The organism is Streptomyces sp. NPDC101194, assembly GCF_044767885.1.
Lineage (GTDB): Bacteria > Actinomycetota > Actinomycetes > Streptomycetales > Streptomycetaceae > Streptomyces.
Genome location: NZ_JBIWOS010000002.1, coordinates 1,380,930 through 1,397,066, shown reverse-complemented (window position 1 = coordinate 1,397,066; position 16,137 = coordinate 1,380,930). Strand labels below are relative to the sequence as shown.

8 protein-coding genes are annotated in these 16,137 nt (G+C 70.5%); 6 read left to right on the top strand and 2 right to left on the bottom strand.

Annotated elements, in window-relative coordinates; genetic code table 11:
• Positions 1-60 precede the first annotated feature (60 nt).
• Positions 61-2,097 carry a M4 family metallopeptidase gene (locus tag ACIRP2_RS12995; protein WP_404249305.1) on the top strand — a complete coding sequence of 679 codons (2,037 nt, stop codon included), beginning with the start codon at positions 61-63 and terminating at the stop codon, positions 2,095-2,097.
• A 354-nt stretch (positions 2,098-2,451) separates the two neighbouring features.
• Here the strand turns inward: ACIRP2_RS12995 and glgP are convergent, their stop codons facing one another.
• The gene (gene glgP, locus ACIRP2_RS12990) at positions 2,452-5,055 is read right to left on the bottom strand and encodes an alpha-glucan family phosphorylase (protein ID WP_404249303.1); all 2,604 of its coding nucleotides are present in this window, start codon (positions 5,053-5,055) and stop codon (positions 2,452-2,454) included.
• Positions 5,056-5,808: 753 nt separating this feature from the next.
• On the opposite strand from glgP, the gene ACIRP2_RS12985 reads away from it, so the two are divergent.
• From ACIRP2_RS12985 to glgB, 4 genes are all read left to right on the top strand, one after another.
• Complete coding sequence (locus ACIRP2_RS12985; RefSeq protein WP_404249301.1) at positions 5,809-7,851, top strand: alpha-1,4-glucan--maltose-1-phosphate maltosyltransferase; 2,043 nt, start codon at positions 5,809-5,811, stop codon at positions 7,849-7,851.
• The gene (gene treS, locus ACIRP2_RS12980; protein WP_404249299.1) at positions 7,848-9,554 is read left to right on the top strand and encodes a maltose alpha-D-glucosyltransferase; all 1,707 of its coding nucleotides are present in this window, start codon (positions 7,848-7,850) and stop codon (positions 9,552-9,554) included. Before ACIRP2_RS12985 ends, treS begins: the two co-directional genes overlap by 4 nt.
• 240 nt (positions 9,555-9,794) lie before the next feature.
• Complete coding sequence (locus ACIRP2_RS12975; protein WP_404249297.1) at positions 9,795-11,198, top strand: maltokinase; 1,404 nt, start codon at positions 9,795-9,797, stop codon at positions 11,196-11,198.
• A gap of 108 nt (positions 11,199-11,306) precedes the next feature.
• Entirely contained in the window at positions 11,307-13,736 is a 2,430-nt protein-coding gene (gene glgB / locus ACIRP2_RS12970; protein ID WP_404249295.1) for a 1,4-alpha-glucan branching enzyme, read from the top strand.
• A 61-nt stretch (positions 13,737-13,797) separates the two neighbouring features.
• Here glgB and ACIRP2_RS12965 read toward each other — a convergent pair whose 3' ends face one another.
• The gene (locus ACIRP2_RS12965) at positions 13,798-14,688 is read right to left on the bottom strand and encodes an NAD(P)-dependent oxidoreductase (protein ID WP_404249293.1); all 891 of its coding nucleotides are present in this window, start codon (positions 14,686-14,688) and stop codon (positions 13,798-13,800) included.
• Positions 14,689-15,131: 443 nt separating this feature from the next.
• Here ACIRP2_RS12965 and ACIRP2_RS12960 point away from each other — a divergent pair, with 443 nt between their 5' ends.
• A complete protein-coding gene (locus tag ACIRP2_RS12960) occupies positions 15,132-16,070 on the top strand; it encodes an ankyrin repeat domain-containing protein (protein WP_404249291.1) in 939 nt (312 codons plus the stop codon).
• The last annotated feature ends 67 nt before the right edge of the window (positions 16,071-16,137 follow it).

Here is a 16,137-nt window from a genome sequence, read left to right as displayed (position 1 = left end):
CTCGCTCTCCCCCGGACGGCACGCCCTGCCGCCGGTACCCCCCTCGCAGAAGGAGTCCGCGTGAGATCCACGCCCAGCCGTCGTGCCACCGCGACCGGCGCTCTGATAGCCGCAGCAGCCCTCCTCGCCGTCGGCGTCCAGACCGGTACGGCCACCGCCACCCCCGGCACCACCACCGCGGCGGCGACGACCGCCGGCGCCAAGCACGGTGCCCTGGCCAAGCAGCTCACCCCGTCCCAGCGTGCCGAGCTGATCCGTGAGGCCGACGCGACCAAGGCGGCCACGGCCAAGGAGCTCGGTCTCGGCTCGCAGGAGAAGCTCGTCGTCCGGGACGTCGTCCAGGACAACGACGGCACCACGCACACGCGTTACGAGCGCACCCTCGCCGGACTCCCGGTGCTCGGTGGCGACCTGGTCGTCGAGGAGTCCAAGGCCGGCACGACCGAGAGCGTCACCAAGGCGTCCAGCGTCAGCAGCAACACGCTGAAGGCCGTGGACACGAAGGCCGACGTCGCCCCCGCCGCGGCGGAGAAGCAGGCTCTCGGGCTCGCCAGGGCCGACGGCTCCAAGCGGACCGAGGCCGACCGGGCGCCCCGCAAGGTGGTCTGGCTGGCCCAGGGCAAGCCGCAGCTCGCCTACGAGACCGTCGTCGGCGGTCTCCAGGAGGACGGCACCCCCAACGAGCTGCACGTCATCACGGACGCGACCTCCGGCGCGAAGCTGTACGAGTGGCAGGGGGTCGAGAACGGCGTCGGCAACACCGAGTACAGCGGCCAGGTCACCCTCGGCACCGCGCCGTCGTACACGCTGACCGACACCGGCCGCGGCAACCACAAGACGTACAACCTGAACCACGGCACCTCCGGCACCGGGACGCTGTTCTCCAAGTCCACGGACGTCTGGGGCGACGGCACCCCGCAGAACGCCGAGACGGCCGCCGCGGACGCCCACTACGGCGCCGCGGAGACCTGGGACTACTACAAGAACGTCCACGGCCGCTCCGGCATCCGGGGCGACGGCGTCGGCGCGTACTCCCGCGTCCACTACGGCAACAACTACGTCAACGCCTTCTGGCAGGACAGCTGCTTCTGCATGACGTACGGCGACGGCAGCGGCAACGCGAACCCGCTGACCGCCCTCGACGTGGCCGCGCACGAGATGACGCACGGCGTCACCGCCGCCACCGCGGGCCTGGTGTACAGCGGTGAGTCCGGTGGCCTCAACGAGGCGACCAGCGACATCATGGCCACCGCGGTCGAGTTCTACGCCAACAACTCCACCGACAAGGGCGACTACCTCATCGGTGAGAAGATCGACATCAACGGCGACGGCAGCCCGCTGCGCTACATGGACAAGCCGAGCAAGGACGGCGCGTCCAAGGACGCCTGGTACTCGGGCATCGGCAACGTCGACGTCCACTACTCCTCGGGGCCGGCGAACCACTTCTTCTACCTGCTCTCCGAGGGCAGCGGCGCCAAGACCATCAACGGCGTCAACTACGACTCGCCGACCTCCGACGGTCTGCCGGTGACCGGCATCGGCCGTGACAAGGCCGCGCTGATCTGGTTCAAGGCGCTCACCACCAAGTTCACCTCCACCACGAACTACGCGGCGGCCCGCACCGGCACCCTCGCCGTGGCCGGTGAGCTGTACGGCACGACCAGCGCCGAGTACAAGGCGGTCGCCGACGCCTGGGCCGGCATCAACGTCGGTGCGCGCTCCGGCGGCGGCACCGACCCCGACCCGTCGGGCACCGTCTTCGAGAACAGCACCCCGGTCGCCATCCCGGACCGCGGCGCCGCCATCACCAGCTCGGTCAACGTCACCGGCCGGACGGGCAACGCGCCCAGCGCCCTCAAGGTCGGCGTGGACATCACCCACAGCTGGCGCGGTGACCTGGTCATCGACCTCGTCGCCCCGAACGGGACGACCTACCGGCTGAAGAACTCCTCGATCTCCGACTCGGCGGCCGACGTCAAGACCACCTACACGGTCAACGCCTCGGCTGTGGCGGCGAACGGCACCTGGAAGCTGAAGGTCCAGGACGTCTACTCGGGCGACACCGGCACCATCAACAGCTTCAAGCTGACCTTCTGAACCCGGAGCCGGGCCTGATCCGGCGACGACCGCCCGGGAGGAGCTCTCGCTCCTCCCGGGCGTTTCCCTGTGCGCGGCGGGCGCCGGTCGCTCGGGGGTGTTCGCGTGGGTCGGGGTCTCCCGGGCGTGTCCCTCGGGGTTCCCCCGCACAACGACCGGGAACCGCGGCACCGAGTCGGTACGTGGCGTGCGGCCCCGGTGCGTGCCGCGGTCGGTCGGCGGCCCCTGGGCAGAGGCCCTGGCCCCGGATCCGGCCGGCCCCGGCGACGTGGGAGACGGAGCACGTCGAGGCGCGGCGTTCGAGGAACGAAGGAGCCCGGCACCACGGGGGTGCCGGGCCCCGAAGCGGCCGCGTCAGCGCATCAGCAGGCCCGCGCCGTCCCCCATCGTCTCCGCGGGCAGCGCCACCAGGCCGAGTTCCGCACCGGTCGCCAGGAGCGGATGCGTGGGGAGCACCCGCACCGTGTAGCCGTACGGCCCGGTGCGGTCGAGGGCCAGCGGTCCCTCGTACAGCCAGCGTCCCTCCAGGTCCTGTCCTCCGGCGGGCTTCAGCGGAAACATCTGGGCGTCCGAGATCCCGTCGGCCGCGTCCACCCGGCCGGCCACCGCCTGCACCTCCACGTCGTCCGGCTCCAGTACCCCGAGGGCGATCCTGACCCGCACCACCAGCGCCGAGCCCAGCTCGGCCGAGCCGCCCACGGCGTCGGGCGCCACGGCCTCCACGTGGTCGACGGCGACCCGCGGCCACGCAGCGCGGACCCTGGCCTTCCAGTCGGCGAGCTGCCGCGCGGTGCCGGGATCCATCGCCCGCTGGGCGCGCGCGGCCGGCGCGTAGAGCCGCTCCACGTACTCGGACACCATGCGCCCCGCCAGGACCTTGGGCCCGAGGACGCCCACCGTGCGGCGGACCATCTCGATCCAGCGCTGGGGGAGCCCGTCACCACCCCGGTCGTAGAAGCGCGGAGCGACCCGGTCCTCGATCAACTCGTAGAGGGCGCCCGCCTCCAGGTCGTCACGGCGGTCCTCGTCCAGGGCCAGACCGTCGGCCGTGGGGATCGCCCATCCGAAGTCCGGCTCGAACCACTCGTCCCACCAGCCGTCCAGGACCGAGAGGTTGAGGCAGCCGTTGAGCGCGGCCTTCATGCCGCTCGTACCACAGGCCTCCAGAGGCCGCAGCGGGTTGTTGAGCCAGACGTCGCAGCCCGGGTAGAGCTTCTGCGCCATGGCCATCCCGTAGTCCGGCAGGAACACGATGCGATGGCGCACCCGGGGATCGTCGGAGAACCGCACCAGCTCCTGGACCAGCCGCTTTCCGCTGTCGTCGGCGGGGTGGGCCTTGCCGGCGACGACGATCTGGACCGGGCGGTCCGGGTGGAGCAGCAGTTCCCGCAGCCGGTCGCGGTCGCGCAGCATCAGCGTCAGCCGCTTGTACGAGGGCACCCGCCGGGCGAAGCCGATCGTCAGCACGTCCGGGTCCAGCACGCCGTCGATCCAGCCGAGTTCGGCCGGTTCCGCGCCCCGGGTGCGCCAGGAGGCGTGCAGCCGCTCGCGCACCTCGGCGACCAGTTGTCCGCGCAGGTGCCGCCGCAGGTCCCAGATCTCCCGGTCCGGGATCTCGGCGGCGGAGTCCCAGCGTCCAGGGGTGCCGCCGTACCGGTTGCGCAGCCGGAGGATCTCGGATGCGACCCAGGTGGGCGCGTGGACGCCGTTGGTCACCGAGGTGATCGGCACCTCCGCCGCGTCGAAGCCCGGCCACAGCCCGGCGAACATCTCCCGGCTGACCGAGCCGTGGAGGGTCGAGACCCCGTTGGCCCGCTGGGCGAGCCGCAGCCCCATCACCGCCATGTTGAAGAGCTCGGGTGCGCCGCCCGGGTAGGTCTCCATGCCCAGTTGCAGGATGCGTTCGACACCCACTCCCGGGAGCTCGCCGTCGTCCCCGAAGTGCCGGGCGACCAGCTCGCGGTCGAACCGGTCGATCCCGGCGGGCACGGGTGTGTGGGTGGTGAAGACCGTGCCGGCCCGCACCGACTCCACCGCGGAATCGAAGTCCAGTCCGGTGTCGGAGAGTTCACGGATGCGTTCGAGTCCGAGGAAACCGGCGTGCCCCTCGTTGGTGTGGAACACCTCCGGCGCGGGATGCCCCGTGAGGCGACAGTACGTCCGCACGGCCCGTACGCCGCCGATGCCGAGGAGCATCTCCTGGAGCAGCCGGTGCTCGCTGCCACCGCCGTACAGCCGGTCGGTCACCTCGCGTTCGCCCGGCGCGTTCTCCTCCACGCCGGAGTCGAGCATCAGCAGCGGTACGCGCCCCACCTGGGCCTGCCAGATGTGGGCGTGCAGCGAACGACCGCCGGGAAGCGTGAGCACCACCCGGCTGGGGGTGCCGTCGGCCTCGCGCATCAGGGTGAGCGGGAGCTCGTTCGGATCGAGTACGGGATAGTGCTCCTGCTGCCAGCCGTCGCGGGACAGGCTCTGGCGGAAGTAGCCGTGCCGGTAGAGCAGGCCGACCCCGATCAGGGGTACGCCCAGATCGCTGGCGGCCTTCAGATGGTCGCCGGCGAGGATGCCGAGGCCGCCGGAGTACTGGGGCAGCGCGGCGGTCACGCCGAACTCGGGTGAGAAGTAGGCGACGGCGGCCGGCAGCCCGGCCCCCCGGGCCAGCTGTTCCTGGTACCACCTGGGCCCGTCCAGGTAGTCCCGGAGGTCGGCGGAGACCTCGGTCAGCCGGTGCAGGAACTGCTGGTCCCGGGCCAGCTCGGCGAGTCGGCCGGCGGACACCGCACCGAGCAGCCGGACGGGGTCGCACTCCGCCGACCGCCGCGCCTGGGGGTCGACGGCCCGGAAGAGCTCACGGGTCTCGGTGTGCCAGGACCAGCGCAGATTGCGGGCGAGGTCGCTGAGCGGTTGAAGGGGATCGGGGAGAACGGGACGCACGGTGAATCGACGAATGGCCTTCACGCATTCCACCTTTACAGGGGACGTACGGATCCGACGGGACGCACCACGGGGTGCGTCTCTCCGTCACCCCCGACGTTAACGGCGGGCCGCGCTCCGCAGCCACGGCGCGCGAACGGCTCACGGCGTGTGCCGCCGGACGGGGCGCCCGCACGGCCTCCGCTCCGGGGCGATCTCCGCGCTGCCCGCCCCGCGCCGCACCCACCCCGCCTCATTCGCACCCGGGACCCCTCACGGCCGGTCAAACCACACGGGTCACACAGGTAATGGCCGATTCCCTTCCCTCGTTCGCTCTTGTGGCACTTCACACCAAGGGGAAAGCTGCCCAGTGGCGTCCGGAAGAGCACCGGTGAGCCCGCGCACGCGGGGCGGTCCTCGGCGCATTCAGGTCGTCGCGGATACGCCCGAGTAGTTGACGCACCACCGGATTGGCCCCCCGAGAACTGTGGGAAGGCTACTTCGGTACACACTTCGAGCACATCCCGGGAGCACGCGAATGCCGCCCGAATGCAGCATGAATGCGAGGCAGCTGCGGGACCGATGTCCATCCGGTTTACCTCCGCGAAACACATCCGCACCCCAGCCATTCGAGTGCCATTCGAGTGAATGCGGACAGGAGCGGCCATGCCCACACCCCATCAGCCGTCAACGGAACAGTTAGAAAGGACGGACCCCATCGTTCGCGGTGCGCGAATTCCGCGCTCCGCGGCCGTGTCGCGCCCCGTTCATCCCGAGCCCCAGTCCCCAGGTGATTCCATGATCGGTCGCATTCCCGTACTCGACGTCCGTCCCCTCGTCGACTGCGGCAGAAGGCCCGCCAAGGCCGTTGCCGGTGAGACCTTCCAGGTCACCGCGACCGTCTTCCGCGAGGGCCATGACGCCGTCGCCGCCAGTGTGGTGCTGCTGGATCCGGCCGGGCGGCCCGGCCCCTGGACGCCGATGCGCGAACTCGCGCCCGGCACCGACCGCTGGGGCGCCGATGTCACCCCGGACTCCGAGGGCCACTGGACGTATACGGTCGAGGCCTGGGGCGATCCGCTCGCCACCTGGCGGCAGCACGCCGAGATCAAGATCCCGGCGGGGAGCGACACCGGGCTCGTCCTGGCGGAGGGCGCCGCACTGTACGAACGGGCCGCCGAGGGCGTACCCAAACGGGACGGGCGCGAGGCGGTGCTGGCCGCCGCCGACGCGCTGCGCGACGAGTCCCGCCCGGCCGCCGCCCGGCTGGCCGCGGCGCTCGCCCCCGAGGCGCGGGCCGCCCTCACCCGTCACCCGCTGCGCGAACTGGTCACCGCGTCTCCCCCGCTCCCTCTGGTGGTCGAGCGCCGACGGGCCCTGTTCGGTTCCTGGTACGAGCTGTTCCCCCGTTCGGAGGGGGCCAGGGTCGAACCGGCCGGGCGGGCCGGGTCGACCGGGAAGGGCAGGGCGGGAAGGACGGCGGCCCGGCCGGCGAGGATCGTCAGCGGCACCTTCCGTACGGCTGCCGAGCGGCTGCCCGCGGTCGCCGCCATGGGGTTCGACGTCGTCTATCTGCCGCCCGTCCATCCCATCGGAACCACCCATCGCAAGGGCCCCAACAACTCGCTCTCCCCCGCTCCCCAGGACGTGGGAGTGCCCTGGGCGATCGGTTCGGCCGAGGGCGGCCACGACGCCGTCCATCCCGAGCTCGGCACCCTCGACGACTTCGATCATCTCGTCGGCACCGCCCGCACCCTGCGCATGGAGATCGCGTTGGATTTCGCGCTCCAGTGTTCTCCCGACCATCCCTGGGTGGAGAAACATCCCGAGTGGTTCCACCATCGCGCGGACGGCACGATCGCCTACGCCGAGAATCCGCCGAAGAAATACCAGGACATCTTTCCGATCGCCTTCGACAAGGATCTGGACGGACTGGTCGAGGAGAGCGTCCGCATTCTGCGGTTCTGGATGGATCACGGGGTGCGCATCTTCCGCGTGGACAATCCGCACACCAAACCGGTGGTCTTCTGGGAGAAGGTGATCGCTGAAATCAACCGGACCGACCCGGATGTGATCTTCCTGGCCGAGGCATTCACTCGGCCCGCGATGATGCATGCGCTCGCCGCCATCGGCTTCCAGCAGTCGTACACGTATTTCACCTGGCGCAACAGCAAACAGGAGATCACCGATTACGTCACGGAACTGTCGGGCGTGACCGCCTCCTACATGCGACCCAACTTCTTCGTGAACACCCCGGACATCCTGTCCGGATATCTCCAGGACGGGGGCCGACCGGCCTTCGAGGCCCGAGCCGTTCTCGCCGCGACTCTCTCCCCGGCCTGGGGTGTGTACGCGGGCTACGAACTGTGCGAGAACACTCCGGTCCGTCCCGGCAGTGAGGAGTACCTCGACTCGGAGAAGTACGAGATCCGGGTCAGGGACTGGGAGTCGGCGGAGCGCGAGGGCCGCTCGCTGGCCCCGCTCATCACCCGGCTCAACCGCATCAGGCGCCGTCACCCGGCGCTGCAGCAACTGCGCGATGTGCACTTCCACTCCGTCGACAACGACGCGCTGATCGCGTACAGCAAGCGTGCGGGTTCGAACACCGTTCTGGTGGTCGTCAACCTCGACCCGCACCACACCCAGGAGGCCACGGTCTCGTTGGACATGCCGCGACTCGGCCTCGACCGGCACGAGAGCGTGCCGGTGCGCGACGAGCTCACCGGCGATACCTATCACTGGGGCAGGACCTTCTATGTGCGCCTGGAGCCGGGCGTGACGCCCGCACACATCGTCGTCCTGCGACCGTCCCCGCCGACCGGAGGGTCACCCACACCATGATCGTCAATGAGCCCGTCCACGACACGTTCGAGGACACCCCGGCCAAGGACCGCGATCCCGACTGGTTCAAGCGCGCCGTGTTCTACGAGGTCCTCGTCCGGTCCTTCCAGGACTCCAACGGTGACGGCATCGGCGACCTCAAGGGCATCACCGCCAAGCTGGACTATCTGCAGTGGCTCGGTGTCGACTGCCTCTGGCTGCCGCCGTTCTTCAAGTCGCCGCTGCGCGACGGCGGCTACGACGTCTCCGACTACACCGCCGTACTGCCGGAGTTCGGCGATCTGGCCGACTTCGTGGAGTTCGTCGACGCCGCGCACCAGCGCGGCATGCGCGTGATCATCGACTTCGTCATGAACCACACGAGCGATCAGCACGACTGGTTCCAGCAGTCCCGCTCCGACCCGGAGGGGCCGTACGGCGACTACTACGTCTGGGCCGACGACGACAAGCAGTTCCCGGACGCCCGGATCATCTTCGTCGACACGGAGACGTCCAACTGGACCTTCGACCCGGTCCGCAAGCAGTACTACTGGCACCGGTTCTTCTCCCACCAGCCCGACCTCAACTACGAGAACCCGGCGGTGCAGGAGGAGATCATCTCCGCCCTGCGCTTCTGGCTGGACCTCGGCATCGACGGATTCCGCGTGGACGCCGTGCCGTACCTGTACCAGCGAGAAGGCACCAACTGCGAGAACCTCCCGGAGACGCACGACTTCCTCAAGCGGGTCCGCAAGGAGATCGACGCGCACTACCCGGACACCGTGCTGCTCGCCGAGGCCAACCAGTGGCCGGAGGACGTCGTCGACTACTTCGGCGAGTTCCAGGCCGGCGGCGACGAGTGCCACATGGCGTTCCACTTCCCCGTGATGCCCCGGATCTTCATGGCCGTCAGGCGCGAGAGCCGCTACCCGGTCTCCGAAATCCTGGCGAAGACCCCGGCGATCCCGAAGAACTGCCAGTGGGGCATCTTCCTGCGCAACCACGACGAGCTCACCCTCGAAATGGTCACGGACGAAGAGCGCGACTACATGTACGCGGAGTACGCCAAGGATCCGCGGATGCGGGCCAACATCGGTATCCGGCGGCGGCTGGCACCGCTGCTCGACAACGACCGCAACCAGATCGAGCTGTTCACGGCACTGCTGCTGTCCCTGCCCGGTTCCCCGATCCTCTACTACGGGGACGAGATCGGGATGGGCGACAACATCTGGCTGGGCGACCGGGACGCCGTGCGCACTCCGATGCAGTGGACGCCCGACCGGAACGCCGGTTTCTCCTCCAGTGATCCCGGGCGGCTCTACCTGCCCACCATCATGGATCCGGTCTACGGCTACCAAGTCACCAATGTCGAGGCGTCGATGGCCTCGCCGTCGTCGCTGCTGCACTGGACGCGGCGGATGATCGAGATCCGCAAGCAGAACCCCGCCTTCGGACTCGGCTCGTTCAACGAACTGCCCTCGTCGAACCCGGCCGTGCTCGCCTTCACCCGGGAACACGGGGACGATCTCGTGCTGTGCGTGCACAGCTTCTCGCGGTTCGCGCAGCCGACGGAGCTCGATCTGCGGTCGTACGACGGGCGTCATCCGGTGGAGCTGATCGGCGGGGTAAGGTTCCCGGCCATCGGCCAGTGGCCCTACCTGCTGACTCTCGCGGGACACGGTTTCTACTGGTTCCGGCTGCGCAAGGACGCGCCGCCGAGCTGACCCGGTGCCACCGCGCACCACCCACCGCGGGGCGGTTTCCACCGCCCCGCACGGGGCACCCTCTCCCCCATATCGAGCGCCTCCGGTCCCCTCCGGGTCCCCTCAGGCGTTTCGAACCCTTCGAGTCGAGTCCGTACGGACCATCCTGACCCGACACGTCCCGCACAGCCGGACAGCTATTGCCGCAATCCGGGACACTCTTCGCATCCTGTGGTGTGCCCGGGGAAAGGACGCGATGCCATGTCGGAGGCTGCCTCCACTCGGGTCGCCCTGGCTGCCGCCAGCACAGCCCTGCTCCCCTCTCTCGCTCCCCTGCTGCACGAATGGCTGCCCAGACAGCGGTGGTTCGCGGGCAAGGGAGAACCGATCACCGCGTTCTCGCTGGTGTCGGCGACCGAAATACTGCCGGTGGACACCGATTCCGCGGGCGCCCGGTCCGGGGCCGGGCTGTTGCATCTGCTGGTCCGGGCCCACCAGCCGTCCATGCCCGCCCAGTCGCCGGACGACTGCTACCAACTGCTGCTCGGCGTAAGGGCGGCGCTGCCGCCCCGGCTGGCGCCCGCGCTCATCGGCCATGTGACGAACGGACCGCTCGCGGGCCGGACCGTCTACGAGGGCCTGCACGACGCGCGTCTCGCCGCCCTCCTGCTGGAGCGCTTCCGTACCCGGGGCGCCCTCGGCGTCCTGCGCTTCGACCGGGGCGGCGCCCCCATCGCCGCGAAGCTGCCCCCGCGCCTGCTCGAAACCGAGCAGTCCAACACCTCGCTCGTCTACGGCGACGCCTACATCCTCAAGATCTTCCGCCGGATCTTCCCGGGCACCAATCCGGATCTGGAACTGCCGCTCGCGCTCGCCCGCGAGGGCTGCGGACGGGTGCCCGCCCCCGTCGCCTGGTTCGAGGCCACCGCTCCTCAGCCGCTCACTCTCGGTGTCCTGCAGCCGTTCCTGCGCGGCGCGGAGGACGGCTGGCAGCTCGCTCTGCGCGCCCTCGCCGCGGGCCGCGACTTCACCGGCGAGGCCCACGCGCTGGGCCGGGCCACCGCCGAGGTGCACACCGCGCTCGCCGCCGCCCTGCCGACGTCCGCCCTGCGCCGCGCCCAGACCGAGCATCTCGCCGCCGCGATGGTGCGCAGGCTGGAGGCCGCCGCGCAGGCGGTACCGGCACTCGTGCCGTACGTCCCCGGACTGCGCACCGCCTTCAACGCGGTGACCGCGCTGGGACACCGGGGCCACGGCTGGGCGGCCCAGCGGGTCCACGGCGATCTCCACCTCGGCCAGACCCTGCGCGCGGCCGACGGCTTCTGGTCGCTGATCGACTTCGAGGGCGAACCGGCCCGACCGCTGTCCGAGCGCCGTCGGCCGCAGCCCCCGGTGCGCGACATCGCCGGCATGCTCCGCTCCTTCGACTACGCGGCCCGCTCGCACCGCCCGTGGAACGCCGAGTGGGCGGCGCGCTGCCGGACCGCCTACTGCGAGGGGTACGCCAAGGCCGCGGGTGCCGACCCGCGCAGCGAACCGGAACTGTTGCGCGCCCACGAGACCGACAAGGCGGTCTACGAGGTGCTGTACGAGGCACGGCACCGGCCCGACTGGCTTCCGGTCCCGATGGCGGCGATCCACCGCCTGGCCGCCGTCGCCGACTGACGGCCCGGGTGCCCGCCCGCGATCCCGCCGCCCTCCCGCTCCACCGCCCGGCCCCGCGCCCACGCCGCCCCGTTCCGCCCCGACAACACCTCCGAGGAGGCTGTCCCCTTGACCGCCCGCAAGCCGTCCCGCAAGACGCCCGACCCCACCGAGCCCGAGGTCCGCCAGGTCCGGCCGCCGACTGCGGCGAGGACGGCGTCCCCGGCCGCCTCCGACGTATCCGCCACCGACGCCCCCGCCGTCCCCGACGCCCCTGCCGGGCGGCAGAAGCCGGCGGCCGAGCGGGCCACCGGTGCCGCGGCGTCGCGCCCCCGGGGAGCCGACGGCGGCCAGGGCGTGCGCCGGGCACGCCCCCTCGGCACCGACGACCGGGGCAGGCTGCTCTCCGGAGCGCACCACGCCCCGCACGACCTGCTCGGCGCCCATCCGGTGCGCGGCGGTGTGACCTTCCGGGTGCTGCTCCCGTACGCGCGATCCGTGACCGTCCTGGCCAAGGGGTTGCGCGCGCGGCTGCACGACGACGGCGACGGCCTCTTCTCGGGCCTGCTGCCGATGACCTCCGTTCCCGAGTACCGGCTCCTGGTCGTCTACGAGGACGACGAGACCGAGGTGCAGGACCCGTACCGCTTCCTGCCCGCCCTCGGCGACCTCGATCTGCATCTGATCGGCGAGGGACGGCACGAGGAGCTGTGGACGGCCCTCGGTGCGCAGCCCATGGAACATCAGGGCGCCGTCGGCACCCGGTTCACCGTCTGGGCCCCCAACGCCCGCGGTGTGCGGGTCATCGGGGACTTCAACCACTGGGACGGCACCGGCTTCCCGATGCGTTCGCTCGGCTCCTCGGGGGTGTGGGAGCTGTTCCTGCCCGGGATCGGGGAGGGCACGGTCTACAAGTTCGAGATCTGCCGCCCGGACGGTTCGCGTACACAGCGCGCCGACCCGATGGCCCGCCGCACCGAGGTGCCGCCCGCCACCGCCTCGATCGTGACGGCCTCGCACCACGAGTGGCGGGACGAGGAGTGGATGGCGCACCGCGGGGACGTACCGGTGCACGAGGCGCCTTTCTCCGTGTACGAGGTGCATCTGCCCTCCTGGCGACCAGGTCTGACGTATCGCCAACTGGCCGAGCAACTCCCCGCCTACGCAAAGGACCTGGGGTTCACGCATGTGGAGCTGATGCCGGTCTCCGAGCATCCCTTCGGCGGCTCCTGGGGCTATCAGGTCACCGGTTTCTACGCACCGACCTCGCGCATGGGCACACCGGACGACTTCCGCTTCCTCGTCGACGCGCTGCACCGGGCCGGAATCGGCGTCATCGTCGACTGGGTGCCCGCGCACTTCCCGCGCGACGACTGGGCGCTCGCGGAGTTCGACGGCCGCCCGCTGTACGAGCACTCCGACCCCTCGCGGGCGGCCCACCCGGACTGGGGCACGCTGGAGTTCGACTACGGACGCACGGAAGTGCGCAACTTCCTGGTGGCCAACGCCACTTACTGGTGCGAGGAGTTCCACGTCGACGGCCTGCGGGTCGACGCCGTCGCCTCGATGCTCTATCTCGACTACTCGCGCGACAGCGGGCAGTGGTCGCCGAACGAGCGTGGGGGCCGGGAGAACCTGGACGCCGTCGCCTTCCTCCAGGAGATGAACGCCACCGTCTACCGGCGCAATCCGGGCGTCGTCACGATCGCCGAGGAGTCCACCGCCTGGAACGGCGTCACCCGCGCCACCCACGTCGTCGGCCCCGACGGGTTCGGCGGGCTCGGCTTCGGGCTGAAGTGGAACATGGGCTGGATGCACGACTCCCTGCAGTACGTGTCGAAGGAGCCGGTGCACCGCAAGTACCACCACGACGAGATGACCTTCTCGATGGTGTACGCGTACAGCGAGAACTACGTGCTGCCCATCTCGCACGACGAGGTGGTGCACGGGAAGCAGGCCCTGGTCGGCAAGATGCCGGGCGACTGGTGGCAGCGGCGCGCCAACCACCGGGCATACCTCGGCTTCATGTGGGCCCACCCCGGCAAGCAACTCCTCTTCATGGGACAGGAGTTCGCCCAGGGAGGGGAGTGGTCGGAGGGGCACGGTCCGGACTGGTGGCTGCTCGATCCCTCGTACGGGGCGGAGGCCGACCACCGGGGCGTGCGCACCCTGGTCGGAGACCTGAACGCGGTGTACGGCGCGACCCCGGCGCTCTGGCAGCGCGACACCGACCCGGGGGGCTTCGACTGGGTGGACGGCGGTGCGGCGGAGGACAACACCTTTGCCTTCCTGCGCTACGACAAGCACGGTTCGCCGCTGCTCGCCGTCAGCAATTTCTCCCCCGTGGTGCGGCACGACTACCGCATCGGCGTCCCGGACGTCCTCGGTGACCAGGTCGCGTGGGCGGAGGTCCTCAACACGGACGCCGCGCGGTACGGCGGCAGCGACGTGTGCCATCCCGCACCGCTGAAGCCCGAACCGGTCACCTGGCACGGTCGCCCCGGCAGCATTCTGCTGACGTTGCCACCGCTGGCGACGGTCTGGTTCAAGCCGGTGTGAACCGAAGGGTGAGGGGCCCGTGACCGCCCTTCGGTCGCGGGCCCCCGCCGGGCCGGCCCGCTCACCCCCGGAGCGCCTCGACCGTGCTCGCCCAGGAGTCGGCCCCGTGCCCCCTGGCGATGGCACGGTCGGAGACGGCCTTGATCGCCTCCAGCTGGGACGTGTCCAGGCCCCGGCCGGCGGCCGCGTGCAGCACGTGATCGACCCCGGCGGTCATCATGGCGAGGTTGGCTCCGGCCCCGTCGTACCGCTTCGCGTCGATGTCGGCCGCCGTCCCGGCCACGATGGGCGGCAGGATGTCCACGATGGTCCGCAGATACGGCGCGATGGCCGCGGCGGAGATGTTCTCCGCCCCGGCCAGGGCGAAGGCGTGGACCAGCCCCGCCATGCTCCCGTAGAAGAAGTCCAGCATCGCCATGTCGTGGGCCGCGGCGAGTGCGTGCTCGGACCCCAGGAACGGGGCATTGGCGCCGAGCGCCTTGAGCACGGCCTCGTGCCGGTCGTACGCGGACCGCGAACCCGAGTAGAAGATCAGCGCATCCGGCCCGCCGACCACCTCGATCGGCACCATGATCGCGCCCGCCAGGTAGTCGAGCGAATGTGCCTGCGCCCAGGCCGCGGAGGCACGGACCCGGTCCGGGGTGTCGGAGGTGAGATCGAGCAGGACGCGCCCGGCGAGAGCGTCCGCCAGCGGGCCGAGCACCCGCTGCGAGGCCTCGTGGTCGACGACACAGACGACCACCAATTCACTTGCACGCACGGCCTCTTCGGCCGATGCGGCGCGGACCGCACCCCGGGTGACGAGCTCATCGCCCTTGCCCGGGGAACGATTCCAGACGGTGATGCGGTGCCCGTCGTCCAGGAGGGCGCCGGCGAGGGCCCGGCCCATGGAGCCGAGGCCGATGACGGTGACACTGACGGGTGCGGACGAGGTGTTCGTATGCGTAGTCATACGCGCCATGATCATCGCGGCGGATGCACCCGCCAAGAACCCACTTGTTTCTCAGATACCCACCAGAAGGAAAGCATCCAGGCCAGGCCGACCGAGGCTCGGGAATCGAGGCCTGTGTGCGGTGATGAGGGCACAGTCCACGGCCCATGGCCCTGGTCGCGGGTCCATGCGCGTTCGCCGAGGTCCGGTGGTCGGCTCACGTGCGTGTGGTGGGACGGATCGCGCCCCGAGTGCGAGAGGGCCCAGCTCCGCGGGGCGTCCCGGTCCTCCGCCGCAGCGGAGGAGTCTGCGCACACGACGCACGGCATGGCGCACGTCTGCGGTTCGGCGTCCGGTTCCCGGTTCGGTGCGAGGGTCCACCGGAGCCCCTGACACGCGCCCGGGCCCGGGCATCGGCCTACGATGCCCAGCACGCGGAGAACCCTCGACCAAGGATCACGACCATGACACTTCTGCGCGCGAGCAGCAGCGGCGACACCGAATCGGTGCGGAAGCTCGTTCAGACCCGGTGCGACGTGGACGTGCGTGCCCGGGGAACGGGGAGAACGCCCCTTCTCGAGGCGGTCATCGGCGGTCACCTCGATACGGCCGCTGTCCTCCTGGCAGCGTCTGCCGATGTCGAGGCACGTGACACCGCCGTCGGATTCACGCCGTTGGGCTGGGCCGCGGCACAAGGGGACACGCACCTCGTGCGGGTGCTCCTCGATCACGGCGCCGCTGTCGACAGCGCCAATGGTGACTTCGATCGCACCCCGCTCATGCTCGCGTCCCAACAGGGCCACGCGGACGCGGTGCGCATCCTGCTCGAGCACACCGCGGGTGTCGCCGTCACGGACGGCTCCGGCCGGAATGCGCTCTCCCTGAACCGTGAATCGGCCGGCAACGACGGGGCAGCCCACGTTCATCGGCTGCTCGTCGAAGCCGGCGCCGTTCTCCCGCCACCCGTCGCCGAGCCGCCCGCTCTCTCCTGGCCTTCGGTGGCCCCCGCCCGGGTGGACTACGCCGACCCTGTCGCAGTCGTACGCGGCTATATCCTCCGGATGGCGAAGTGGGAACAGGACGCCCTCGCCGATCGGGCCCGGGACCTCGACGCGCTGTGTGCGGAGCGAGACGTACTCGCGTCGGCCTATCTCAGCGTCCGCCCGCGCACCTACCGCCCGCACAGCATCGGGACACCGACCGAAGTGGACGAACGCGAGACACTCCATTCGGTCCACCGTCCCAAGCCCAACAGATGCGAACTCCTCGTTCGTGATCCACTCGACCACCCGTTTCGTTCCGAACGGCTCTACACCGCAGTCAAGAAACACGGCGAATGGCGCCTCGACACGCTGAAGACCCGCAGGCTGGGCACCGCCGACTGGAGCCGGGCGCTGCTCTGATCCCCGGTCGAGGCCCGCCGCTCCCGACAGGGCCCGAGCGGAAGGGTTCGGACGTACGCCCCGTCCC

What these genes read in the sequence shown, in the direction of transcription:
- ACIRP2_RS12985 (WP_404249301.1), top strand. Translation starts at nt 5,809, where the DNA reads ATGATCGGTCGCATTCCCGTACTCGACGTCCGTCCCCTCGTCGACTGC.
- treS (WP_404249299.1), top strand. Translation starts at nt 7,848, where the DNA reads ATGATCGTCAATGAGCCCGTCCACGACACGTTCGAGGACACCCCGGCC.
- ACIRP2_RS12975 (WP_404249297.1), top strand. Translation starts at nt 9,795, where the DNA reads ATGTCGGAGGCTGCCTCCACTCGGGTCGCCCTGGCTGCCGCCAGCACA.
- ACIRP2_RS12965 (WP_404249293.1), bottom strand. Translation starts at nt 14,688, where the DNA reads ATGACTACGCATACGAACACCTCGTCCGCACCCGTCAGTGTCACCGTC.
- ACIRP2_RS12960 (WP_404249291.1), top strand. Translation starts at nt 15,132, where the DNA reads ATGACACTTCTGCGCGCGAGCAGCAGCGGCGACACCGAATCGGTGCGG.